The following is a 23337-nucleotide window of genomic DNA, read 5'->3' on the forward strand; positions in this document are numbered from 1 at the left end:
ATATATAATTAACTTGTTTTTGATAAATTTTTGAGGAATGTTACAGCAACTCCCAATGATTTTCTCATTTCCGGACTATTCATTTCTCTCATAAATTTCCATAATGAATAGGAGGGTACATTCTCTGTTTCAATGCTATTGAAAACTTTTACGGCATTGTTCATGGTATTTAAAACATCCGGTTGAGTCATTTGTTTTAATGTAGTTAAAATAGAAACAATACTGTTTGCCAGTTCTCTTACATCTTCCGGTTTAAATCCTTTGACAATATTGTCGGCGATAGGTATTATTTCTTTGGCAAACTCGAAATATCCCTTTTGCTCGAATTCTGACATTTTTTTGGTAAAATCAATGATGGTCTCATTGGCGATTGGGCCTATGTCATTGGCAAAGTCCATACCCATTTCTAACATTTCCATTACTTTTCGGATATTGCCGATATTTCTTAGAAAAGTAACAGCCAAATCTGTCATTTCATTTGGGTGTAACTCGATCTGTCTTTTGTCTAATTCTGCTACAGTAGAATCATAAGCATCTTTTCCGATAATTTGAAAATCACTTACCAAATCACTTACCATTTCAGTATTTAGTTTTTGTTCCTGGACATGGGCGAGAAGCAAGTCTAACTTTCTATCTAGCGCGTCTATTCTTTTATTTAGAATTTCTTCTTGCATGATATGCACTTTTAAAAATTAAACTCTGTATTTTCCTGCCATAGACATATCTGCTTCAATCGGTAATTCTCTACCTTTTAATAGAATATGCCAATAAATCCATCTAAACATTACTTTTCCGTAATGATTAATTTTTGTGTTTTTCAACAATCCAAAAGGACCTATCCCCGGAAGTGGGAATGTTCCAGGAAGGGGCTCTGTTTCGTAATTGAAATCAATTAATGCACCTTTTCCCTGTCCTGTTTCAATATAACAATTGGCATGTCCGTCGAATTTCGCATCTAAGGGTCTTCCTTCTATGGCAGATAATAGATTTTCAGTAAGTATTTCTGCGGCAAAATGCGCAACAGAACCAGCTTTTGACGTTGGAATATTAGCTGCATCTCCAATTACAAAAATGTTTTCGAAAGCATCTGATTGTAGGGTGTGTTTGTTTGTAGGAATGTAATTCATATCATCACCTAAACCACTTCTTTCTATCATATCGGATCCCATGTTTACGGGTACAATGGTGAGAATATCAAACGGGATTTCTCGTTCGTCATAAGAAACAATCTTTTTCTCATCGTTATCTACACTACTTAAATAAAAATCAGGTATTACTTCAATATTCTTTTCTGCCAATAATTCCCCTAGCATTTTTGAAGCAACGGGCTTTGTAAATGCTCCAGACATTAAAGTGACATACTTAATATTTACTTTGTCTCTTATTCCTTTCTTAGTAAAGTAATCATCTGCAAGAAATACAAATTCTAACGGAGCTACAGGGCATTTATATGGTAATTCGGGAATACACATCACTAAATCACCACCTTCCCAGTCTTTAAATCGTTTGTGTAATTCTAGTGCACCTTCTATCGTATAGAAATCAAAAATATCTTTATACCATAATTTGTCTTTTAACCCTTCGGTTTCACTTGGTCTTGTTTCGGTTCCTGTAGCCACAATTAAATAATCGTAGTTTAAAACTTTGCCTCCTTCTAATAAGACTTTGTTTTCTTTAGCAACAATTCTATCGATGGGTGAAAAGATCACATTGGTGCCTGGAGGAAAAAAATTGCTTTTAGGTTTAATTACATCATCCTTTTTATAAATACCAAATGGAATGAATAAAAAACCTGGTTGATAATAATGTGTTTTATATTGGTCGACAATGGTCAATTCCCATTCTTCCCTGTCTAGCACTTTATATAGTTTGTTGAGCATCATCGTTCCCGCTGTTCCCGCTCCTAATATGACTAATTTTTTCATGATTAATTTACTATTTTTATGCGTTATTAGATATGGACAAAGTTAGGACACCGATTATCTATAGAAGGTGATATTAATCATGTTATTGTGTGTAAAGTGTCTATTTTCAGTAACTTAAGTTACATTTAGAATTTATTTATGAATAATATTTTACAAAGAATCCTTGAATTAAGGGAGCTAATTAGGGAACATAATCATAACTACTATGTTCTAGATGAGCCTATTATAAGTGATTATGAATTTGACAAATTACTTCAAGAACTTTTGCGTCTAGAAAAAGAAAATCCAGCGTATGATGACCCTAATTCACCCTCGAAAAGAGTGGGCGGGGAGGTTACGAAAGTTTTTGAAGCTAGAAAGCATAAATTTCCGATGTATTCTTTGGATAATTCGTATTCGAAAGAAGACATTATAGATTGGGAAAAGAGAAATCATAAAATTCTTGGAGAAGATGAGATCAGTTACACATGTGAATTAAAGTACGATGGCGCTTCAATCAATCTTTTATATGCAAATGGAAAATTGTTGTCGGCGACTACAAGAGGAGATGGAATTCAGGGAGATGAAGTCACAGCGAATATCAAAACGATCAAATCTATTCCACTAATTGTTGATGCTCAAGATTTACCCGAATTTGAAATTAGAGGAGAAGTTATACTTCCCCTTGAGGGATTTGAAAAAATGAATAGGGAAAGAATTGGTGCCGGAGAGGATCCATACAGAAATCCTAGGAATACGGCTAGTGGTAGTCTAAAATTGCAGGATAGCAGTGAGGTGGCCGCAAGACCTTTAGACTGTTTGCTCTATCAGGTCGTGTCAGAGAGAATGCCGTTTTCTACGCATCAGGAGGCGCTGCAATTCGCTTCAAAGATTGGTTTTAAAATCCCTAAAACAATAAAAGTTTGTGAAAACGTAAATGATATTATAGATTTCATCAATTATTGGGATAAAAACAGACATACCTTACCGTATGAAACCGATGGGATTGTGATTAAAGTAAACGAATTGAGGTTTCAGGATGAATTAGGGTTTACTTCAAAATCGCCAAGGTGGGCATTGGCCTATAAGTTTAAAGCAGAGCAGGCCCTAACTGTTTTGAACAAAATTACTTATCAAGTTGGTAGGACGGGAGCGATTACACCCGTGGCTAACTTAGAACCTGTGGAACTTGCGGGAACCACCGTAAAACGAGCTTCTTTACACAATGCCGATCAGATAGAAAAATTAGATGTACGTGTTGGAGACGCTGTTTATGTAGAAAAAGGAGGAGAAATAATCCCTAAGATTGTTGGTGTGGAATTGAGTTTAAGACCAAATAATTCTGTGGCGACAACTTATATTACCCATTGTCCGGATTGCAATACAGAACTGGTAAGAAATGAGGGGGATGCTAAGCATTATTGTCCTAATGATTTTGGATGTCCTACACAAATTACGGGTAAGATTATTCACTTTATTAGTAGAAAAGCAATGGATATTGATGGATTGGGTGTCGAAACAGTCGAATTGTTATATAGAGAAGGTTTAATCGAAAATTATGCGGATTTATATGATTTAAACGTGGCGCAAATTATTCCGTTGGAAAGGATGGCTCAGAAATCTGCAGAAAATATGATTAAAGGAATAGAGGCCTCTAAAAATGTTCCATTTGAAAAAGTTCTCTTTGCTTTGGGAATAAGATATGTGGGAGAAACAGTTGCCAAGAAATTGGCTCAGCACTTTAAAAATATTGATCATCTTATGACGGCATCCTACGAAGATTTAATAGGGGTAGACGAAATAGGAGAAAGAATTGCAGCGAGTATTATTGATTTTTTTAATAACACATACAATCGTTCACTCGTTGGTAGATTAATAGAATACGGTCTTCAATTTGAAATTGAAGAAGAGGAAAAGATATCTGAAAAATTAAAGGATAAAATTTTTGTTGTTTCTGGTGTGTTTGAGATTTTTTCGAGAGAAGAGCTCAAACAATCTATTGAAGCAAACGGTGGAAAAGTTGGAAGTTCTATTTCTAAAAAAACAAATTATGTTGTTGCTGGAGCCAATATGGGGCCTGCGAAATTTGAAAAAGCCAATTCTCTTGGGGTACCTATAATTTCTGAACAGGATTATATTAAAATGGTACAAGAGAATTAAGATTCTTCTAAAACTCGAATTTTATTTCTTGTAGAATAAATTTTTCCATTATCGTGTAATTGTTTGATAATTCTTGTTACCACAACGCGGGAGGTGTTTAAGTCGTTTGCAAGTTCTTGATGGGTAATTTCGAGCTCCTCATTTCGTTTAATTTTGGATAAATCATAAAGGTATTTGTAAATCCGCTCAGTCATATTCATGAAGGCGAGACCATCTATAGATTCTACCAATTCCAAAAGTCTAAAATGATAGCTGTCTATGATATAATTCCTCCATGACTTATAATTAGCCAACCAATCATCAATTTTATCAACAGGTAAGAAAATTGCCTCAGTATCCATTTCTACTTCGCCTCTAAAAATACTTTCCTTCCTATTGATGCAATTAATAAATGAAATGGCACAGGTGTCTCCTTTTTCTAGATGGTATACAACCAATTCCTCTCCTTTTTTCTCTTGCCTGATGATCTTTACGGCACCTGATAAAATTAGCGGGATATGAGTCATTTTTTCCCCAATATCAACCATTATATCACCACTTTTGAATTTATCAGCAAAGCCTACCTGAACAATTTCATCAATTAATTCTTTTTCGAAAATTCCAGTAAAATATTCATCTAATTTTTCTCTAATCATCAATTCTTGTGTAGTCATTTTACTCGTATTTTAGGGTAAATGTAGTGAAAACTAAAAAAACTCTCTAAAAAAAGCATAGAGAGTTTTTTCCAATTAATCTAACTACTAATTCAAATGAAAAATGATTTAAAACTTAACTTGAATTTGTGCTAAGAATCTGTCGTTGTCTTGGTTGATGTAAGTTTCGATATTTGCTTGATAGTTCAATTGAACTCTGATGTAATCATTAAAGAAATAGTTTAGACCAATTGTCATTCTTTCTTGGTAACCGATTTCCTTTACTTCATGGCTAGGATCAAAGAATTCATATTTAAACACTGGTTGAAAACCTCCTTTAAGATCATACCAAATCATTCCATAAGCACCATCTCTTTCTTCTCCTAGTTCTACCGGTTCAGAACCACAACCACCTCCTGCAGCTCGGTTGTATTCTCCTTCGTCATAAATATATTCGCCTTGAATATGCCAGTTTCCGAAATTAAAAAGCACTTCACCACCATAGGTAGTTCTTGTGTCATCATCATTATTTGGATATCCGTATCTAAAGCTACCTCCAATTTGCATAAATTGAAATGGCTTATAGGTAACTCTTGTAATGATATCTTTTTTTGCATTGTTATCTTTTACCAATAAACCCCTACCATTCATGACGGCAACCCAATAATTGAGTCTGTTATATTGATTACCACCCAAAAGCATGATTCCGTAATCACGTTGGGGGGCTACCAATTGATCGACAACGATAGATCGATCAATGGTAGTCAAGGCAAAACAAGGAGTATATAATTCCAAACTGAAAGGTTGCTTGTAAGAGCCCATCGCAATTCTGGCCCAGTTATATTTTTCCCATGCTACAAATGCATCCATAAGATATGCTTTTCCTTCCCCTCCAATAAACGGACTTGCTTCAATCATCATGTAGTATGAAAAATCGTTTAGAACTTTTCCTCTTACACCAATTCGAGCACGTCTGAATGTGAAAGTATTTACAGAGGGATCTGAAAAAGTGTAGTCGTATTCAGGTTGAATATATCCAAATATTTTAATGGCAGCATTCGTAGAATCACTTGTGGCTCCTGGCATATCGGCATCACAACCTTGGGCATACGAGACTCCCATTTGTAATGTAAACATTACAATTATTACTAAAATTATTTTTTTCATAGCTATTTAGTTTACTAATGGTAAGTTTTTGGGAACTGATTCTGACCACTTATTAGATGTCCATGCCGAATTGCTATTGTACAAACCATTCATTCCGAAAGTCAAACTATATGCATCATAACCAAGGACTCTCATACAAGCAGTGAGAACAGCCGATGTTTGACCGGTATAACAATAGGTGGCAATTTTTGCATTCGTATCAGGATCAAAGGCTAAATAGGAATTATCCGCGAGAACCCACGGTAATATTTTATTAGCGTCGGCAATATGACCGAATGCGCTATAATCTGCATCACTAAAATAATTGTTGATAAAATAGTTACTGGGTGAATTTAATACATCAGTACCCTTTACTGTTTTAAATCCTTCACTTACAACTTGTTCAACACGAGCTTTTAAAATAGCAGCACCATCTTGTGAAAAACTATTGATGATAGGGTCTTTATAAACTTGATTAGCTGGTGCAGCACTGTATGACCAGTTTGCATGGCCGTTGGCCTCATTTCCTATGTTATTATTCCAAGATCCGGCGGTTGTAGAATTCCATCCAGACATTCCCCATTTCAAAGCTTGAGCTTCACTATAACCATATAATCTAAGTAGGGCAGTTCCATAACAAGCAGTTTGTCCGGTATAACAAATCATTAAAATGGGTTTTCCGTTAGAATTAGCTGCTTCTGTAAGAATATTGCCAAAAGCAACATTTTTAGCCCCTTCAATATGACCCTTAGCAAAATCTGCAGCCGATCTGATGTCCATCATATAATATTTAACTAAAAAGGAAGCTAGGTCTGCATCAGCTGGAGGAGGAGCAACAAATTTGGCCCCACTAGGACTAGTAAGAATTTTATCAATATCCAAGTTATTGGAAACCATATAATCTTTCATCAAACTAAATGCAGGTGTTGCTATTTCTTCCCCCGGATCATCTCCTCTGTCACAAGACTGTAACAATAGTGCTGGGACGAAGAGCAATAAATAAACAATATAAAATACTTTTTTCATAATACTGAGTTTTTAAGTTTTCTAATTCAAATTTTATTCTACCACTGGGAACATGTTTATTTCTTTAGCAGTAAAGGCGTCTAAACCTTTTTTGCTCATTTCTTTGTTCATAAAACCATTGCTGCCATAGGCTAAATTTGCTGCGTCGTATCCGATGATATTTAGGTATGCAGCAACAGCTGCTGCAGTTTGACCGTTCTCATCATAGACTACAATTTTTTTATCCGTTGGTAAGGTTGTTAATTCTGTTGCAGTTGATAAAGAGCCGAAAGGTTCGTATTGGACTGCACCTTTGATATGACCCAATTCGTAATTCTTTGCTGAGCTATAGTTCAAAATGAAATACTGTTGCGGATTTGCAAATACATCTGCAGCAGTAACTGCGAAATCTTTATATGGTTTTTCAAAAGCAACTTGAAGACGTTCTTTTAGAATTTCTTCAGGACTACTTTTTCCTGTTGAAATAATAGGCAAGGAGCCTTTGGCTGGTTTATTATTTGCTGTAGTTTCCAAATCACTTACATGGTCATCTGAAATATTTTTTAGCCATGAGTTCTCGGCAAAATCTTGTCTCCAAGAGCTCATACCCCATTTCATAGAATAAACATTGCCATATCCTGCCAATCTTAAATAAGAAGTGTAAAAGGCAGCTGATTGACCAGAATAACAAATAAGAATTACTTTATCAAAATCACTAGGATTGATTTTATTTTGAAAATAATCCAGTAGATCTGGTGCCAAAACATTATTTGCACCTTTGATATGTCCATATGCAAACCAAGTGTCTGTTCTAATATCAATCAAATGATATTTTTCATTTTTCAAGTTCTTTTTAACCTCATCAGCAGAAATAATTGCTCCAGAAGCTGTAGAATTAATAAAGTTTCCGTTTGATTCTAAATACTGAATGAGTTGTTCAGTTTCGAAATTATCACTAAAATCCTGTGGGAGTGGTGTTTCGTTTTTACCTGTAAAACTAGATGTCAAAATCGCCAGGGGTAAAAAGAATAAAACTGTGTATAAAAATAGATTTTTCATGTTATAACTGTTTAATAAACAATAATTTGAGATTAAATATTGACGTAAAAGTAAAAGCAGAAAAGATTGATTTTTATGACATTTATCAAGTTTGTCTAATATGTTTTTATTCTATTCAGTATCCATTTTAACAGTTAAATGTAACTTTTGTAACAGAGTAAAAAATTTATAACCTACAGACTTACAAGGTTTTAAGTGTGGGGTAATTTTTTATCACAATTAAAGATTAAGTAAGGCAGTTTATTTTACCATTTTATTGATTTTACAAGAAAAAAACTTTGCGATTAGAGGTAAAAAATTCCGCTTAATTCTTCTAGTTTCGTTGTTCAGTAGACTGAGTTTTTATTATTTTCGCTGATACATAAATAGGCGATGTTACATATAGAACCATTATTAAAAAGTTTTCGAAGTACAATTGATTTAACAGAAGATGAAATATCTCTGATAGATAGGCGCACTGTATTGAGAAAATACTTGAAAGGTCAGTATATCGTGCAACAGGGTGACTTTTGTAATACTACAAATTTTATTATTTCAGGGTGTACCAAGACATTCGTTATTGACGAAGAGGGGCAAGAGCATATCATCATGTTTTCAATAGAAAACTGGTGGACATCAGACTTAGGTAGTTTTGTTTCGCGAAATCCGGCAGACTATCATATTCAGTGTATGGAACCAACTGAAGTCATACAATTTACTTATGAAAATCTTCAACTTCTTTATCAAGAAGTGCCAAAATTAAATGTCTTTTTTAGAATTCTTTTAGAGAAAGCCCTTGTAGCGGCTCAAAAAAGAATTATTAGAAATTTTAGTCTGACTGCAAAGGAAAGATATTTGGCTTTTAAAAGCCTCTATCCGGAAATTGACAGTCGTATTCCACAATACATGATTGCTTCCTACCTAGGTATTACCAAAGAATTTCTTAGTAAAATTAAGAGTCAGCTTATTCTAGAGCAATAATGTTAAACTAGTTTAATATTCTTTTATAAACTACTTCATCGTTAAAAATCTATCTTCTGTTGCATCTTTGTACCATCAGAAATGGAAAAAATGTATTCGACATTAATTGAAAAAATAGGAGACTTGAATGATTTAATTATTCAGGGTAAAGTTTTAGAAGCTTTTGATGCATATTACCACGATGAAGTGCACATCCAGTTCACTCAAGATTTTGCCATTCAAGGTAAAACAGAAAACAGAAAAAATAAGGAACATTTCCTTGACGGAATATCAGAATGGCGTTCGGCCCAACCTCTCAAAGTTTCTATTGGTGAAGGTATAACCATGGTTGAATGGTTATATGATTTTAAACACAAAACTGACGGAGATAGAAGGGAAACATATGTAGCGGTTCAAGAATGGAAAGAAGGAAAAATTATTAAAGAAAAATTATATTATAACCCTTAAATAACGATTAAAATGAGAAAATTAGCTTTAAACGTGATGATAGCCTTTTTGGCTGTTGGAATGCTATCTTTTACCGGCATAGAAAAAGAGGTAAAAACTGTCAAGACAGATAAAAGTAAGATTACCTGGAAAGGATATAAAATGACTGGATCTCACTATGGATCTGTTGACATTAAATCTGGAAATTTAGTTTTTGACAACGATGCTTTAGTAGGAGGTGAGTTTGTTGCCGATTTAACATCCATTACAAGTGAAGACTTAGAAGGAGAATATAAAGGTAAGCTAGAAGGACACTTAAAATCTGATGACTTTTTTGGAGTAGAAAAATTTCCTACAGCAACATTAGTGTTTACTAAGGTGAAGCCAGTTGGAAAAAATTCATATGAGGTTACCGGAGATCTTACTGTAAAAGGTATTACTAAATCTGTAACTTTTGATATGGCAATTTACGGAAGTAAGGCAAATGCCACCGTTAAAATAGATAGATCTGCATACAATGTAAAATATGGATCTGCCAGTTTTTTCGATGATTTAAAAGATAAAGTAATTTACGACGAATTTGATTTAGTTGTAGATCTTGAATTCTAAAACACTTTAGTTTTTCATAAATATCCTTTGATTGAAAAGTCACGTAAATTTTACGTGACTTTTTTATTTGGCACCTAACCAATCTTTTCTGTTTTTTAGTATTTTTTCGTTGCTTGAATCTGATAATTTCGTTGTATAACTTGGATCAGAGGCGGTTATAATCTCAGTTTCTTTTCGAACTCCATAACGTTTGAAAACAATGTTTAATTTATCTTGAGGTTTGAATTGATACTTATCAAAAAAATCCTTGAAAACATCCTTTCTATTTATTGAAATTAAAATATCTCCATTTGTAAGCCCGGCATTATAGAATGGGCTGTTTTTTACAGGATAAGAAGATAGAATTAGTTTACCGTTTTTCCATTCAAGATCTGCACCCAAAAATATTTTTTCTGAGTTATCTTGACTTAAATTTACTCCAACAGATCGGAATAAGGTCTTATAATCTGGCATTTTGGAGTCATAAATAAAATGCTTGAAAAATGATTTGCCAAAATCCTCATTTGTATATTCACATAAAGTTTCTTCTAAATCAGTAATTGTATATGGGATTTCTTTTTTACCATATTTTTGATAGGTCAAAGCCATAAATCCATCTAAATTTTTTTCTTTAAATGTTTCTCGTAGCGAGAGATCTAAGGCTAATCCTAATACACTGCCATAAGAATAATAAGAAATAAAGGTGTTGTGCCTACTAGTAGGATCCAAAAAAGTAGCAGCGTCAACAAATGATGCTTGATAACTCATTTCGATTGGATTAAAAAAATCTGTACCGGGAGAATTCCAAACATAATTAAATGTTCTTGCCAATCCCTCAACATATTGTTTGTCAGTAATAATTCCTGCTCTGCATAAAATCAAATTTGTGTAGTATGTAGTAAATCCTTCTGCAAACCACAATTCGCCGCTCATATTTGCATCGGTAAAATCAAAAGGCTCCAATGATCTAGGTCTAATTCTTTCTACATTCCAAGAATGAAAAAACTCATGAGCTACAGTGCCAATATTATTTTTCATTCCACCTTCGCTCAGACTTTCAATATCTGTCAAGATAGTTGAATTTCTGTGTTCCATGCCGTCACCAGAGACGTAAGGCAAATAACAAGCCAAAAAATAATATTCATTAAAATCAAAGTTGGGTAATTCACCAAAGACAAGCATTTCCTGCGCTACAATTTTTTTGACCTGTTCAAAATATGTATCTGTTTCAATTTCTGTTCCGTTGTGATGTAGGATAAAGTTGATTGTGTAATCTTTGCCGTTTGAATCTATTTCAAAACTTCTTTTAGTAAAATTGCTGAGCTCGATAGGGCTATCCATAAAGTACTGCACATTTGGAGCGAAAAATAAATTTTCAGCAATTGGCTTTAGCTGTGTGGCAATTTGCCATTTCAGATCAACTCGTGGCACTATATCGACCTTTAGGGGTTCACTCATTCTTTTCGGGGCAAACATAAAAGTAGCAGGAATATTAAGATGGGCATGGCCTTCGTTTATCTGACTAAAAGTGCCATCGGCTCTATCTGCAAAAAGCTTATAATGAACAAGTATTTTTTTAGAAGGATTTAAAATATTCCATTGATGCGGGTTGGGTCTTACAATTTTTAAAGTGTCGCCATTTTCATTGAAGGCAAACACATCATAAACATTTTTTGCAAATTCATGTATAGCATATCTTCCCGGAGACGTTCTGCTCATTCTTAATTCAAAAATAGAATCTGTGATTTGGTCAAATTCTATTTGTATATGCGCTTCATGATGTTTGGCATTTTCAAATGAAATTTGATATTTAGTACGCGTTTGGTTTTGAGAAAAAGAAATAAAAGATAGAAAGAATAGAAATAGGAAAGGTGATATTTTCATAGATTGGATTTTAAATCCAAAAGTAGAAAAATATCACCAGAGAAAAATAATATTACAATTTGATCTAGCAGCCACCCTCTGGAACCGCTTTTTTCTTTTTTGGAGCCGGAACAACTTTTTTTGGTGCAGGTTTCTTTTCAGTTTTTGGTTTTACTGTTTCTATTTTTGTTTTTAGCGAGCGTAAAGAATCTAAGGTTTTTCTGTAATCTACGTTAGCTTTTTCTAATGTATAATCTTTAACCAGTAGATTGTTTCGTTCATTAGTAGCAGAAATGGATAATACACTTACATTTTCGTAACCCATTTGATACAAAGTCATCCATATTGAAACAACTTCAGAAGGATTACTGCCGTATAAGACAGCTGTTTTTTGTTGTCTATTTAACATTTCAAAGTAATCTAAAGAACTATCTTCAAAAACATCTTTTAAAGGAATATTTTCAGCGTTTAGTAGATGACTTTTATTGAATTCATATAAGTCTCTGGTATCTATAAGCGCATATCCAGCCGTGTCTTTCACTAAATCTTGTTGATCCAACAGGTAATTTTTTTGTACCATTTCTTGTAAAGTTTCGTGAGAACTTTTTAGGAAGGTATATTTTGGCTTTTTATAGGTAAGGAGGGCAATAACTAAAACTAAAAGAAAAATTACTGCTGAAATTGAGATTCTCTTTGTTTTTTCTAGCTCTTTCATTTTTAAATATTTTTATCGGAACAATTTTTTCTTGAGGCTTAACAACCGCCTTCGGGTACTGCTTTTTTCTTTTTCGGAGCCGGGCTTACTTTTTTTGGTGTCTGGGAAATTTTCTTTACCACTGGTTTTATTTCTTTTTCATATCCACCAATCCCAAAATACAAGGCTGCGGCTTTTCTAAAGTCATAAAGATCAAAAGCTTCTTTACTGGCAGTTTCAGGTGGCATGGTTGGATTAAAAATTGTTTCAAACCAATCGTTTAGACCACCTTTTAAAACGTATAAATTATTAAATCCCATTCTATTACCTAACAACCAAGCTTCGTTGGCCATAAAATTATCATTAGAAAAAAGAATAATATCGTAAATGTTTTGATCAAAATAAGAGGCATATTCTTCATTCAAAAAACTTTCGAGGGGTATGTTAACCGAACCAGGTAAAGTGAATTTTTTAAATTCACTATCTGTACGAACATCTACGAGAATCATAGAGGGGTCTTTGTTGATGATCCGATCTACCAATTCATCGCTTGAAATAAATCGTTCATCACTAAGTACATTATTTACAAATAGTTCTGGAGATATTCCTTCATTTTTTGGATGTTCTGGCAATAGAACGAGTCCCGCTGCTAATAACACCAACACTCCGGCCAATAGTTGATATCTTCTTGTTAGGAATTTTTTAAATTTATAATCTGTAGACATTTCTTAAACTTTTTAATAAATAACCTTTTTAACTTTTGCGCGAACCTTATCTGAGATATAAAAGGCAATAACAGCAATAATTGAAAAAACTAGTATGATCATATTAGGTGATATTCCTAGTGATTCCGTAAGGGTTGGATCGCCTAAATAGGTTCGTGCGAATAGAGGTTCTAAGGTTTCATAAAACTCAGAAAATCCAAAAATTCCGATCATCAGACCAATGGTAAAAACAATAGCATCAATTTTTCCTATCGCTACTCCTGTGATACTTGTCCCCGGGCAATAGCCTCCAGATACAAATCCCGTACCCATAATAATTCCACCGATGATAGCGGCCCAAACATAGGTTGGCTGAACATATAGTTGTGAAACATCTAACCAATTCAAATAATCCATATAATACAATCCAATGACGGCTACAGCAGCGGCAGTAAAAAACACTTTTAATACAGCAAAATCATATCCGTAAAAAACTCCGACTAATTTTCGAGATGAAGAAAATCCTGAAGCTTCTAATATATAGCCAAAAGCAAATCCGATGAGTATTGCGATTACAAAATTCCATTCTGTTGGAATTAGTCCGTTAGGAATTAATGGTCCCATAGTTTAAATTTTTATATCCAATTTTTTTTAAAGAAATATGCCGCTAAAAAGCCCGTACCAAAAATGGAAAGCATGGTAATAAAACCACCTGTAGATAAAACGCTTATGCCACTTAAAGCCGCTCCACTTGTACAGCCTCTGGCGATCTGTGCACCTAATCCAAACAGGGTACCTCCAATAAGCGCAAATAGCAATCGTCTTTTGCTAGTTATTTTTGGAGAATGTTCTACCTTCAATTTTAATCTGCCTGCTATGGCCCCGGAAATAAATGCGCCCAATAGCATTCCAAGGGCTTCGTAAACTAACCAGTTATTCATTGGAGAATCTTCATCATCCAAAAATTGGGAATAATAAGCATTGCTATGTGCATGTTCTGGTGCAAAAGTATCTGTTGCCGTTACGACAACGCTTTTCAAAGCACCACTTGCACCCAAACCTCTTCCTGTGATATAAAAAGTGAATATAATCAGAAGCCCCAATAGGAAACCTCCGAAATACGGATTCCAATAAATTCTCGACTTAAATTGATCTTCTTTTTTCATTTTATTAGTATAAATAACGAGTTAATTGACCAGCTTCAACCATTACCATTCTGAAGATTAGACCACCGATTAAAACCAAAACAGCAGGTACAACAACAGGTACTTTATGTCCAAGTACTTCGATAGTCTCTAAAATGGCTGGCACTAATAATCCAAGGAATATCACAAAAACAAAAAACATTACTGTAAATTCACCATTCATCAAAATTTCAAGGGCCTCGAGTTGAACAGCTGAACCGGCATACATACCCATAATCATATGGATGATTAGGAATATTTCTATAGTAATAAGAGCCAAATCAATTTTACTAAAGAGTGCTTTTTCTGTATGTGATTTAGACATTAACAAGATTGCTGCGGCTCCTGTAGATAATCCGGAAGTTAGGAACAGCGGGCCTAAAATTGCGTTATTCCAAAGGGGTCTAGCGTTAAATGCTGAAAGTAAAATTCCGGTATAAATACCTAAAATAATAGATAGAGGTAATAGAACAATCGCAATGTTTCGTCGATTGTTTTTCACAAATTGATCAAATTTTTCAACCCAATTCCATTTCCAGTTTAAATTGGGAAAGAACTCCGTCAAATAACTGAAAACCCATAAAAAAGTAAGAGGGGTAATGATCAGTAAAACCCACGCCCCCCATGACATTGGAGATTCTATTCGAACTGTTGTATACAATTGCCAAACATATAATTTGTGCGTTAAATCGTAAAAAAGTGCAATTAAACCAACTGTTAAAGCTACGGGCGGGATAAGCATGGCATATTTTACTACAGCCGGATACTCTTTGTCTTTATTTAATAAGGTAAATAATGCAGCGAAAAATATGATTCCGGCAGCAAGGCCTCCTAAAAATAAGTAGAGTGATATTGGAAAATGCCAGATTTCTAAATTTGGATCTATTTTGGGAATATCTCTACCGCTGATGAAAATTTCTTCTTGCATGGGATACTTTATTTAATTAGATAATAAACATGAGGTTTTGTACCGGCTTCCGGAGCCAATACTTTATATTTTCGGGTCTCTAAAAGTTTAGACACATGACTTGTAGGGTCATCTAAATCTCCAAAATACATGCATTTTGTTGGGCATACTTCAACACACGCAGGTTGTTCTCCTTTCTTTAATCGATGATGGCAGAATGTACATTTATCAACATATCCATCAGGATGTTGGAATCTAGCGTCATAAGGGCAAGATTCTATACATGCGCCGCAACCAATGCATTCATTGGGTGTTACCAAAACAATTCCTCCCTCTACCATATGACTTGCACCTGTTGGGCAACATCTTACGCATGGTGCGTTCTCGCAATGGTTACATCGCTCAGATTTTAACTCTAGTTCTACTTGAGGATAGGCACCGTTTACTGTTTCAGTAATCCAATCTCTACAATAACCAATTGGAACATTGTTTTCTGTTTGACAGGCAACAACACAATCACTACAACCAACACATTTTAATGTGTCTATAACCATTGCATATCTCATAAAACAGCTTCTTTACGTGGATTTTCTTTTAATATTTTTACAAAATTTCCTCTCATTCCAGTTCCACCCATAAGTGGATCTATCGAAACTTTTGTAATTAACTCTGTATCACTGATTCCCTTACCGAAAGCTCTTGAAAGTTTCTTATTGTTGTGTCCGAAGCCATGATACATATAGACAGAATCCCAACGAATTCTTTCGGTTACTCTCACTTTAATTGAGAAAGTTGAGATAATTCCATCTTGATTTTCTAGCCAAACTTCTTGATTGGTTCTCAAACCTTCAATTTTTGCCACTTTTGGATTAACCCACAATTTATTTTCATCTTTTAGATCATTTAAATTTGGATTGTTGATGGTTCTGCTAAAAGTATGCATTGGAGATCTTCCGTAATTTAATCGGTAAAATCCTTGATTCGGTTCACTATGTGTTTTGTAGACCGGCATTGGGTCAAATCCTTTGGCTAATAAGGCATCTGAAAAGAATTCTATTTTACCACTTGGAGTGCCAAATTCATAAGATTGACCTTCTTTTAGATAAAGTGAACCTGATTTTCTTGGGAACATTTTTACACCTATTTTTTTCATTTCATCCAAAGAAGTTCCCATTTGTTCTAGCTGCCAAGCAATTACTTCCTCAAAATCGTTGTATTTAAAATAGTCATACAGCCCAAGTCTTTCTCCTATTTCTTTTGCAATCCACCAAGCAGGTTTTGATTCGTATTTCGGTGGAGCTGCAGGAGCTCTTAAGGCAATTGATGGTTCTCTGTTTGTTGCAGACCTTATACCATCATATCTTTCCAAATAGGTGCATTCAGGTAAAACAACATCGGCAAATCCTGTTATTTCCATGGGCATTGTGTCTACAACAACCATGAAGTCTAAGCTTTCCATCGCTTTTTCTAGCAATTCTTTTTGAGGAATTGTGGAGGTTAAATTTGTTCCTGCTACCAGCCAAGCTTTAATTTGATGCTTATTTTCTTCAGAAGGAATGGTTGCTCTAATTAATTCATTCGTAATACCCATTTGAGCAAATGGATATTTCTCGCCAATTTCTTTCCAACTCCATTTTGGTTCTGGAAACTCAGGATGAGGATAAGTAGGAACTTTAATTGATTCTTTGAAATAAAAACCACCTCTTCTTCCCCAAGAACCTAAAAGTCCGTTTAAAATAGCCACGGCTCTAGCTCTTTGAGAGTCATCACCATACCAAGTGACATGCCTGCCTGGGTGAACAATAACTGAAGGAGCTGCCGCTGCCATAATTCTGGCGGTTTTTCTAATTTCCTCGGGTTTAATGGTTGTAATTCCATAGGCCCATTCGGGAGTAAAAGATTGGACATGTTCCTTTAGTTCTTCAAACCCTTTTCCATAAAGATCAACATATGCTGTATCGTACAAATTTTCATAGATTAAAACATTCATCCAAGCGAGCAATAATGCAATGTCTGTTGCTGGTTTTATGGCAAGCCAATGTTGTGATTTGCTGGCTGCCGTCGAAAATCGGGGGTCTACTGTAATAATGGTAGCACCATTGTCAATACAATCCGACATTTCCTGGACCTGAGAATTATGCATGTTTTCACCAATATGAGATCCAATCAGAACGAGGCATTTTGTATCTCTAATATCAGTTGGTTCAGGAGAGCCAACCCAAGAGCCAAAAGTGAGTCCAAACCCAGTTTCCCTTGGTCCGCGACATTGCGCATAGGCTGGTTCGCCAACTGTATCAGAACCATAGGATCTGAATAAATGTTCAAAATGACTTCCAGGGGATCCGTGCTTAAGTAGGGCAAAACTCTCGGGGCCATATTGCTCTTTGATTGTAGTCATTTTTTCTGCAATCAAGTTGAGCGCTTCGTCCCAAGTCGCTTCACGGAAAACATCTTCTCCCTCTATTTTGGTTCTAATCAAAGGGGTTTTAAGTCTGTCCTCGTCTGCATACATGCCAACCCCACCAGTTCCTCTTGGGCATAGTCGACCATAACAATGTGGATCTTCTGAATTCCCGATTAGTTTTATAATCTGGTTATCTTCATCGGTATAAGCCCAAGCGGCACACTTCCAAAAACAAACTTCACAATAGGTTGCAGTGCGATTTAACTTTTTTGCTGAATTCGCCAAAACATTATTTTGGGTTAAAGATGATCCGATCGTTTGAAGAGGATTATATAAAGCGAGTCCGCCAGCAGTAAACGCCGATATTTTTATAAAAGACCTTCTTGAACTGCGCATATTTTTCGAATTTTTATGAAATGAAATTTTTAATTTTAGACATATTTACGGACAAAGTTAGACTGGTCATTTCAATGGAATCCTGATTTAAATCATGAAATATTACCTATGTTACCTGGGTTACCATTTGAATTTTAGCGATCTTATTTAATTATCTAAAGGTTGTTTAACAGGTTAAAAAAATTAGCTTTGTTAAGAATTTCTTTCTTATGAAAAGAACTGTAAAATCCTATTTTTCACTGCTTTTTGCCGTATTTATATTTTTGGTAGGGTTAGTTTTCATTTATTTTATTACACAAAATTCGGTGATTGTTGATCCTGACAATTCAGAATACTCTCAATTAGAAGTAAAGGAAAGTTGTCTGAATTGTCATAATGTAATGACGGGGTTTTCACCATTTCATGATCCTAAAAAAATAGGTTGTGCGAGTTGTCATTTAGGGAACATCGAAAGCGCGGACAAAGATATTGCTCATCAAAATATGGTTTTGATACCCGGAAATTTAAGTGATGTAGAAAACACTTGTGGAAAATGTCATGTAAAGGAAATGGAAAAAGTAAATCAATCTTTGATGACAACCAATAGTGGTATCGTTGCGGTAGATAAATTTATTTTTGGTGAAGCAGATAGTCCCGATTTAACTTACCATATTAAAGAACTTCAGTTTTCTGCAGCTGATAAACATTTGAGAGACTTGTGCGCCAATTGCCATTTGGGTGCTCCAAAATCTGAATTTGGTAAAATTGATCAATTGAGTAGAGGAGGAGGCTGCGTTGCATGTCATTTAAATTATAGTCAAGAAGCAGAAAAAGCCTTAGACAACTATTTAAGTAATAGTGAAAATTTACCGAAAATTCACCCTTCTATCGATGTAAAAATGTCTAACAACCACTGCTATGGTTGCCATAGTCGCTCAAGCAGAATTTCAACAAATTATGAAGGCTGGCATGAGACTTTATTGGAGAATATACCACAAATAGAAAATCAAAATTTCAAGAGAAATCAAGATGGGCGAATATATTCATTTCAAGGAGAGGATGTGCATCACAAGGGAGGTATGCTTTGTATAGACTGTCATACCTCACATGAGGTAATGGGAGATGGGAAAACCTATTTACACGAAGAAAATGCAGTAAAAATAGAATGTGCCGATTGTCATTTTAAAGATGAACCACAAACTGTCACTTATGCAGAGTTAGACACGGAGTCTTATTTTGTTTGGATGCACAGAGAATACCAGCACAAGGATAAAAAAATGCTTAAGAAAAGAAAAGGAGGCGAGCCTTTGATCAATACATTTTTAGATGATGAGAAAAAGGCTTTTTTGATAGGAAAAGAAAATGGAAAACTATTTCCAATAAACAAACAACCTTCCATATGTGCCAATGACCTATCGCATCAAAATATGAGTTGCAGTACTTGCCATGCACAGTGGGCACCGAAGTGTATAGGCTGTCATAATTCCTTTGATCCAAATGATCCTCAAGGATATGATTTATTGGATAAAAAATTTGTCAAAGGACAATGGATTGAGCATGTTTTTGAGTTTGAAACCGACATGCCCGCCTTGGGTGTGAGAACAACGATAGATGAAAGAAAAATTGAACCGGCTATTCCTGGTATGATTATGACGATTGATCATCAAAGTTTTGATGACGAAAAGATAAATTCTTTTCACCGACTTTATGCACCAAACTCGCCCCATACAACCAGCGCAAAATCTAGATCGTGTATTTCTTGTCATGCCAATCCGGTTGCCTTGGGCTATGGTAAAGGAAAATTAACTTATAATGTAACAAATGGCAAAGGAAATTGGCACTTTGATCCTGCGTATGCATTGAATGAAAATGATGGTCTACCCGAAGATGCCTGGATTCCATTTTTGAAAAATCCGTCAGCAAAAACATTTTCTACAAGAACAGATTTTAAGCCATTCTCTGTTGATGAACAAAAAAGTTTGTTAACTGTTGGAGCTTGTTTGCAATGTCACCAACCGGAAACAGAGCAAATAAAGGGTCTACTTAAAAATGGTCTTAAAAATTCTTTGAAAAATTTAGATGAAAGATGTATTTTACCCTTTAAATCGAAATGATGAAAAATATTCTCCCGGCAAAACTCTTTATAACAGTATTCTTTTTGGTTTCAATCTTAGATATTATAGGGGTAATTTTGAATAATGCCCTAATGCAAGCCATATTTAAACCTATGATCATTTTAAGTTTGATGGCAGCCTATTTTTTTGGCACAGAAAAGCCGAACAATTGGTATTTGTTAGCCTTGTCTTTTTCCTTTTTAGGGGATGTTTTTTTATTGGATAAAAATGATATGTTTTTACAAGGAATCGCTGCATTTTTAGTCACGCAAATACTGTTTGTATATATTTTGTCAAAAGAGTTGACGAAAACTAATTCAAAACAAAAGCTAATTGCTGTATTGCCTTTTGTGCTGTACTATTTTGCCTTGATAACAATATTAAAACAAAATTTAGGTGAATTTCTAATTCCGGTTATGATTTACGGCTCTGTAATCTCCCTTTTTGGCATAACCGCATTTCTAACCTATTTGCAAAAAAGAAGTAAGTTGAGTTTGGTTTTATTTATAGGTGCTTTGCTATTTATCCTATCAGATAGTTTAATAGCATTTCAAAATTTTCATCAACCTAATGAGTTTTTTCCAAGTTTGATTATGATAACTTACGTCATCGCACAATACTATATTTATTTATATTTGAAAGACAAAGTCGAGGAGTTGGTACTTATTTAAACATGTCTAAACCAGGAATATTTGGCATCCCGTCTTTTGCTGCCTTAGCCATTTCAAATTCGTTGATGCTGTTCGCTTTTTCTAATGCTTTATTGAACGCCAAAATTAAATAATCTTCCAATACCTCAGTATCCTCTAAAACTTCATCAGAAATTTCGATCGATTTTACTGTTCTATTGGCTGTCATTGTCATTTTTACGGCGCCATTACCACTTTCGCTATTTACCAATACGGTGTCTAATCTTTTTTTTGTTTCTTCAATTTTCGCCTGTGCCTCTTTTAATTTGGCCATCATTCCTTGCATATCTCCAAACATATCTCAACTATTTTTAACTTTGGACAAATTTAAATAAAATCCAACGATCAAAATTAAACCAAATGAAAAAGAATATAGTCGCCACTTTATTAATTCCTCTTATTTTTGCCACATCTTGTAAAAAGGAATTAATGGAAGAAAAAAAAATGGTTCTGGCCCCAATAGCTGAGAAAATTGAAAAGAAGTTGGAAATTCATGGTGATACGCGTATAGATCCCTATTATTGGTTAAATGATAGAGATAATCCAAAAGTTATAGATTATCTGAAAGCCGAAAATGAATATTACGATCAGATAACGGTCCATACCAAGCAATTTCAAGAAGAATTATTTCAAGAAATGAAGGGAAGGATCAAGGAAGATGATGAGTCAGTTCCTTACAAGGATAACGGATATTTTTATATTACGAAATACAATATTGGAGAACAATACCCTATTCATACTCGAAGGAAAGAAAGACTCGAAGCGCCGGATGAAATTATATTTAATGTAAATGAAATGGCAATGGGCCATGATTATTATGCATTGGTAGGTTTAAATGTAAGTGATGATAATAAGATGGTCGCTTTTGGTGTGGACACAATTAGCAGAAGGCAGTATAACCTTCATTTTAAGAATTTGGTCTCAGGTGAGATTTTGAGCGAAAATATACCAAATACAACGGGTGGCTCTGCTTGGGCAAACGACAATAAAACTGTTTTTTATACGAAGAAAGATCCTGTAACGCTAAGAAGTAATCAAATTTTTAGGCACGTTTTAGGAACTGATGTTTCTGAAGATGTGTTAGTTTTTGAAGAAAAAGATGAAACTTTCGGTACATCAGTTTATAAATCAAAATCAAAAGAATATATCATTATTGCATGTTATAATACTTTGTCTACCGAGTATCGTGTAGTTTCTGCACATAAACCAAATGAGGAGTTTAAGATTATTCAGCCTAGAGAAAGAGAATTGGAATATACCTTATATCATTATGGAGATTACTTCTATATCTTGACGAATAAGGACAAGGCTAAAAATTTCAAATTGATGAAAACTCCTGTAGGTCAAACAACTAAAGAGAATTGGGTTGATGTAATTCCGCACAGAAAAGAAACTTTACTAGAAGATGTTTCCATTTTTAAAGATTTTCTGGTCTTAGAAGAAAGAACAAACGGTTTGTCTCAAATAAGAATTAAGAAATGGGATGAAAGCGAAGACTATTATTTGCCGATTCAGGAAGAAACTTACTCTGTGAATGTATGGTCAAATCCTGAATTCGATACAGATATCATTCGGTTCAGCTATAATTCACTCACAACTCCAAATTCTGTTATCGATTTTAATATGAAAACGAAGGAAAAGGAAATAAAAAAGGAGCAAGAAGTTCTTGGAGGGAGATTTGACAAAAACAATTACAAAAGTGAACGGATTTGGGCCAAAGCGAGAGACGGTAAATTGATTCCAATTTCATTGGTTTATCATAAAAAAACAAAACTTAGTGCAGAAACTCCTTTATTGCTCTATGGTTATGGTTCTTACGGACATACCATAGAAGACAGATTCAGCACAACGAGGTTGTCTTTATTAGACAGAGGATTTGTATATGCCACCGCTCATATCCGAGGTAGTGAATACCTTGGTAGAGAATGGTATGAAGACGGTAAAATGTTTAATAAGAAAAATACATTTAACGATTTCATTGATTGTGCCAAGCATTTGATAGTTAAGAATTATACTTCACCAGAACATTTATACGCAGAAGGAGGTTCTGCTGGGGGATTATTGATGGGAGCAATAATGAATCAAAGTCCGGAGTTATTCAATGGAATTATTGCCGCTGTACCCTTTGTTGATGTAGTTACTACGATGCTAGATGATAGTATCCCACTTACGACAGGAGAATATGACGAATGGGGGAATCCAAATAATAAAGATTCCTATGAATACATGCTTTCTTACTCACCTTATGATAATATTGAAGCCAAGGATTATCCAAATTTATTTGTTACTACAGGATTGCATGATTCTCAGGTACAATATTTTGAACCTGCAAAATGGGTGGCAAAATTGCGAGATATGAAAACAGATGACAATTTATTATTGATGTATACAGATATGGAGGCAGGACATGGGGGTGCTTCAGGTAGATTTGATGCTTTAAAGGATGTAGCAAAAGACTACGCTTTTATGCTTGATTTAGAGGGTATTACAAATAATTATCCGCTAAAAGATTAACTTTTGTTA

General features: G+C 34.6%; 22 protein-coding genes. 7 read left to right on the plus strand and 15 right to left on the minus strand.

Annotated elements, in window-relative coordinates:
* Window positions 1–8: 8 nt before the first annotated feature.
* Entirely contained in the window at window positions 9–674 is a 666-nt protein-coding gene (locus ACFQ39_RS09255; protein WP_377178321.1) for a DUF1641 domain-containing protein, read from the minus strand.
* An 18-nt stretch (window positions 675–692) separates the two neighbouring features.
* On the minus strand, window positions 693–1925 hold the full coding sequence (gene sqr / locus ACFQ39_RS09260) for a type III sulfide quinone reductase, selenoprotein subtype (protein ID WP_377178323.1): 1233 nt from the start codon (window positions 1923–1925) through the stop codon (window positions 693–695).
* 138 nt (window positions 1926–2063) lie between these two features.
* Between sqr and ligA the strand changes: the two genes are divergently transcribed.
* Window positions 2064–4064: an NAD-dependent DNA ligase LigA gene (gene ligA / locus ACFQ39_RS09265; protein WP_377178325.1), complete on the plus strand. Its 2001-nt coding sequence runs from the start codon at window positions 2064–2066 to the stop codon at window positions 4062–4064.
* On the opposite strand, the gene ACFQ39_RS09270 is transcribed toward ligA, so the two are convergent.
* The 4 genes from ACFQ39_RS09270 to ACFQ39_RS09285 form a co-directional block, all read right to left on the minus strand.
* Complete coding sequence (locus ACFQ39_RS09270) at window positions 4061–4717, minus strand: Crp/Fnr family transcriptional regulator (protein WP_377178327.1); 657 nt, start codon at window positions 4715–4717, stop codon at window positions 4061–4063. The two genes, ligA and ACFQ39_RS09270, sit on opposite strands and share 4 nt — an antisense overlap.
* A gap of 108 nt (window positions 4718–4825) precedes the next feature.
* On the minus strand, window positions 4826–5863 hold the full coding sequence (locus tag ACFQ39_RS09275) for a porin (RefSeq protein WP_377178329.1): 1038 nt from the start codon (window positions 5861–5863) through the stop codon (window positions 4826–4828).
* Window positions 5864–5869: 6 nt separating this feature from the next.
* Complete coding sequence (locus tag ACFQ39_RS09280; RefSeq protein ID WP_377178331.1) at window positions 5870–6868, minus strand: rhodanese-like domain-containing protein; 999 nt, start codon at window positions 6866–6868, stop codon at window positions 5870–5872.
* A 33-nt stretch (window positions 6869–6901) separates the two neighbouring features.
* Window positions 6902–7906 (minus strand): rhodanese-like domain-containing protein, encoded by a 1005-nt coding sequence (locus ACFQ39_RS09285; protein WP_377178333.1) that lies wholly within the window; start codon window positions 7904–7906, stop codon window positions 6902–6904.
* A 372-nt stretch (window positions 7907–8278) separates the two neighbouring features.
* On the opposite strand from ACFQ39_RS09285, the gene ACFQ39_RS09290 reads away from it, so the two are divergent.
* From ACFQ39_RS09290 to ACFQ39_RS09300, 3 genes are all read left to right on the plus strand, one after another.
* Window positions 8279–8866 (plus strand): Crp/Fnr family transcriptional regulator, encoded by a 588-nt coding sequence (locus tag ACFQ39_RS09290; RefSeq protein ID WP_377178335.1) that lies wholly within the window; start codon window positions 8279–8281, stop codon window positions 8864–8866.
* A gap of 90 nt (window positions 8867–8956) precedes the next feature.
* Entirely contained in the window at window positions 8957–9313 is a 357-nt protein-coding gene (locus tag ACFQ39_RS09295; RefSeq protein ID WP_377178337.1) for a hypothetical protein, read from the plus strand.
* Window positions 9314–9325: 12 nt separating this feature from the next.
* Window positions 9326–9901, plus strand: coding sequence for a YceI family protein (locus tag ACFQ39_RS09300; RefSeq protein WP_377178339.1), 576 nt, complete (start codon window positions 9326–9328; stop codon window positions 9899–9901).
* Window positions 9902–9964: 63 nt separating this feature from the next.
* Here the strand turns inward: ACFQ39_RS09300 and ACFQ39_RS09305 are convergent, their stop codons facing one another.
* The 8 genes from ACFQ39_RS09305 to ACFQ39_RS09340 form a co-directional block, all read right to left on the minus strand.
* Window positions 9965–11764, minus strand: coding sequence for a M61 family metallopeptidase (locus tag ACFQ39_RS09305; protein WP_377178341.1), 1800 nt, complete (start codon window positions 11762–11764; stop codon window positions 9965–9967).
* A gap of 64 nt (window positions 11765–11828) precedes the next feature.
* The gene (locus ACFQ39_RS09310; protein WP_377178343.1) at window positions 11829–12458 is read right to left on the minus strand and encodes a rhodanese-like domain-containing protein; all 630 of its coding nucleotides are present in this window, start codon (window positions 12456–12458) and stop codon (window positions 11829–11831) included.
* A gap of 38 nt (window positions 12459–12496) precedes the next feature.
* Entirely contained in the window at window positions 12497–13162 is a 666-nt protein-coding gene (locus tag ACFQ39_RS09315) for a rhodanese-like domain-containing protein (protein WP_377178345.1), read from the minus strand.
* Window positions 13163–13174: 12 nt separating this feature from the next.
* Complete coding sequence (locus tag ACFQ39_RS09320; RefSeq protein ID WP_377178347.1) at window positions 13175–13765, minus strand: YeeE/YedE thiosulfate transporter family protein; 591 nt, start codon at window positions 13763–13765, stop codon at window positions 13175–13177.
* Window positions 13766–13776: 11 nt separating this feature from the next.
* Entirely contained in the window at window positions 13777–14307 is a 531-nt protein-coding gene (locus ACFQ39_RS09325; RefSeq protein WP_377178349.1) for a YeeE/YedE thiosulfate transporter family protein, read from the minus strand.
* 4 nt (window positions 14308–14311) lie between these two features.
* Window positions 14312–15253, minus strand: coding sequence for an NrfD/PsrC family molybdoenzyme membrane anchor subunit (gene nrfD, locus ACFQ39_RS09330; protein ID WP_377178351.1), 942 nt, complete (start codon window positions 15251–15253; stop codon window positions 14312–14314).
* Between the two features lie 8 nt (window positions 15254–15261).
* Window positions 15262–15798: a 4Fe-4S dicluster domain-containing protein gene (locus ACFQ39_RS09335; protein ID WP_377178353.1), complete on the minus strand. Its 537-nt coding sequence runs from the start codon at window positions 15796–15798 to the stop codon at window positions 15262–15264.
* Window positions 15795–18032: a molybdopterin-containing oxidoreductase family protein gene (locus tag ACFQ39_RS09340; RefSeq protein WP_377178355.1), complete on the minus strand. Its 2238-nt coding sequence runs from the start codon at window positions 18030–18032 to the stop codon at window positions 15795–15797. The genes ACFQ39_RS09335 and ACFQ39_RS09340 overlap by 4 nt, the downstream gene beginning before the upstream one ends.
* Before the next feature lie 209 nt (window positions 18033–18241).
* On the opposite strand from ACFQ39_RS09340, the gene ACFQ39_RS09345 reads away from it, so the two are divergent.
* Window positions 18242–20125, plus strand: a complete 1884-nt coding sequence (locus tag ACFQ39_RS09345; RefSeq protein WP_377178357.1) for a hypothetical protein — start codon at window positions 18242–18244, stop codon at window positions 20123–20125.
* Window positions 20125–20796, plus strand: coding sequence for a lysoplasmalogenase (locus ACFQ39_RS09350; protein ID WP_377178359.1), 672 nt, complete (start codon window positions 20125–20127; stop codon window positions 20794–20796). Before ACFQ39_RS09345 ends, ACFQ39_RS09350 begins: the two co-directional genes overlap by 1 nt.
* On the opposite strand, the gene ACFQ39_RS09355 is transcribed toward ACFQ39_RS09350, so the two are convergent.
* Entirely contained in the window at window positions 20789–21112 is a 324-nt protein-coding gene (locus tag ACFQ39_RS09355) for a YbaB/EbfC family nucleoid-associated protein (protein WP_377178361.1), read from the minus strand. The two genes, ACFQ39_RS09350 and ACFQ39_RS09355, sit on opposite strands and share 8 nt — an antisense overlap.
* Window positions 21113–21174: 62 nt before the next feature.
* Between ACFQ39_RS09355 and ACFQ39_RS09360 the strand changes: the two genes are divergently transcribed.
* Window positions 21175–23328, plus strand: a complete 2154-nt coding sequence (locus tag ACFQ39_RS09360) for a S9 family peptidase (protein WP_377178363.1) — start codon at window positions 21175–21177, stop codon at window positions 23326–23328.
* The last annotated feature ends 9 nt before the right edge of the window (window positions 23329–23337 follow it).

Origin of the sequence: Namhaeicola litoreus (assembly GCF_042679565.1) — a bacterium.
GTDB lineage: Bacteria > Bacteroidota > Bacteroidia > Flavobacteriales > Flavobacteriaceae > Namhaeicola > Namhaeicola litoreus.

Coding starts and splice junctions, on each gene's coding strand:
- ACFQ39_RS09255 (WP_377178321.1), bottom strand. CDS start 674: ATGCAAGAAGAAATTCTAAATAAAAGAATAGACGCGCTAGATAGAAAG.
- ACFQ39_RS09305 (WP_377178341.1), bottom strand. CDS start 11,764: ATGAAAATATCACCTTTCCTATTTCTATTCTTTCTATCTTTTATTTCT.
- sqr (WP_377178323.1), bottom strand. CDS start 1,925: ATGAAAAAATTAGTCATATTAGGAGCGGGAACAGCGGGAACGATGATG.
- ACFQ39_RS09315 (WP_377178345.1), bottom strand. CDS start 13,162: ATGTCTACAGATTATAAATTTAAAAAATTCCTAACAAGAAGATATCAA.
- ACFQ39_RS09310 (WP_377178343.1), bottom strand. CDS start 12,458: ATGAAAGAGCTAGAAAAAACAAAGAGAATCTCAATTTCAGCAGTAATT.
- ACFQ39_RS09325 (WP_377178349.1), bottom strand. CDS start 14,307: ATGAAAAAAGAAGATCAATTTAAGTCGAGAATTTATTGGAATCCGTAT.
- nrfD (WP_377178351.1), bottom strand. CDS start 15,253: ATGCAAGAAGAAATTTTCATCAGCGGTAGAGATATTCCCAAAATAGAT.
- ACFQ39_RS09270 (WP_377178327.1), bottom strand. CDS start 4,717: ATGACTACACAAGAATTGATGATTAGAGAAAAATTAGATGAATATTTT.
- ACFQ39_RS09350 (WP_377178359.1), top strand. CDS start 20,125: ATGAAAAATATTCTCCCGGCAAAACTCTTTATAACAGTATTCTTTTTG.
- ACFQ39_RS09285 (WP_377178333.1), bottom strand. CDS start 7,906: ATGAAAAATCTATTTTTATACACAGTTTTATTCTTTTTACCCCTGGCG.
- ACFQ39_RS09335 (WP_377178353.1), bottom strand. CDS start 15,798: ATGAGATATGCAATGGTTATAGACACATTAAAATGTGTTGGTTGTAGT.
- ACFQ39_RS09275 (WP_377178329.1), bottom strand. CDS start 5,863: ATGAAAAAAATAATTTTAGTAATAATTGTAATGTTTACATTACAAATG.
- ACFQ39_RS09290 (WP_377178335.1), top strand. CDS start 8,279: ATGTTACATATAGAACCATTATTAAAAAGTTTTCGAAGTACAATTGAT.
- ACFQ39_RS09345 (WP_377178357.1), top strand. CDS start 18,242: ATGAAAAGAACTGTAAAATCCTATTTTTCACTGCTTTTTGCCGTATTT.
- ACFQ39_RS09295 (WP_377178337.1), top strand. CDS start 8,957: ATGTATTCGACATTAATTGAAAAAATAGGAGACTTGAATGATTTAATT.
- ACFQ39_RS09280 (WP_377178331.1), bottom strand. CDS start 6,868: ATGAAAAAAGTATTTTATATTGTTTATTTATTGCTCTTCGTCCCAGCA.
- ACFQ39_RS09355 (WP_377178361.1), bottom strand. CDS start 21,112: ATGTTTGGAGATATGCAAGGAATGATGGCCAAATTAAAAGAGGCACAG.
- ACFQ39_RS09360 (WP_377178363.1), top strand. CDS start 21,175: ATGAAAAAGAATATAGTCGCCACTTTATTAATTCCTCTTATTTTTGCC.
- ACFQ39_RS09320 (WP_377178347.1), bottom strand. CDS start 13,765: ATGGGACCATTAATTCCTAACGGACTAATTCCAACAGAATGGAATTTT.
- ACFQ39_RS09300 (WP_377178339.1), top strand. CDS start 9,326: ATGAGAAAATTAGCTTTAAACGTGATGATAGCCTTTTTGGCTGTTGGA.
- ligA (WP_377178325.1), top strand. CDS start 2,064: ATGAATAATATTTTACAAAGAATCCTTGAATTAAGGGAGCTAATTAGG.
- ACFQ39_RS09340 (WP_377178355.1), bottom strand. CDS start 18,032: ATGCGCAGTTCAAGAAGGTCTTTTATAAAAATATCGGCGTTTACTGCT.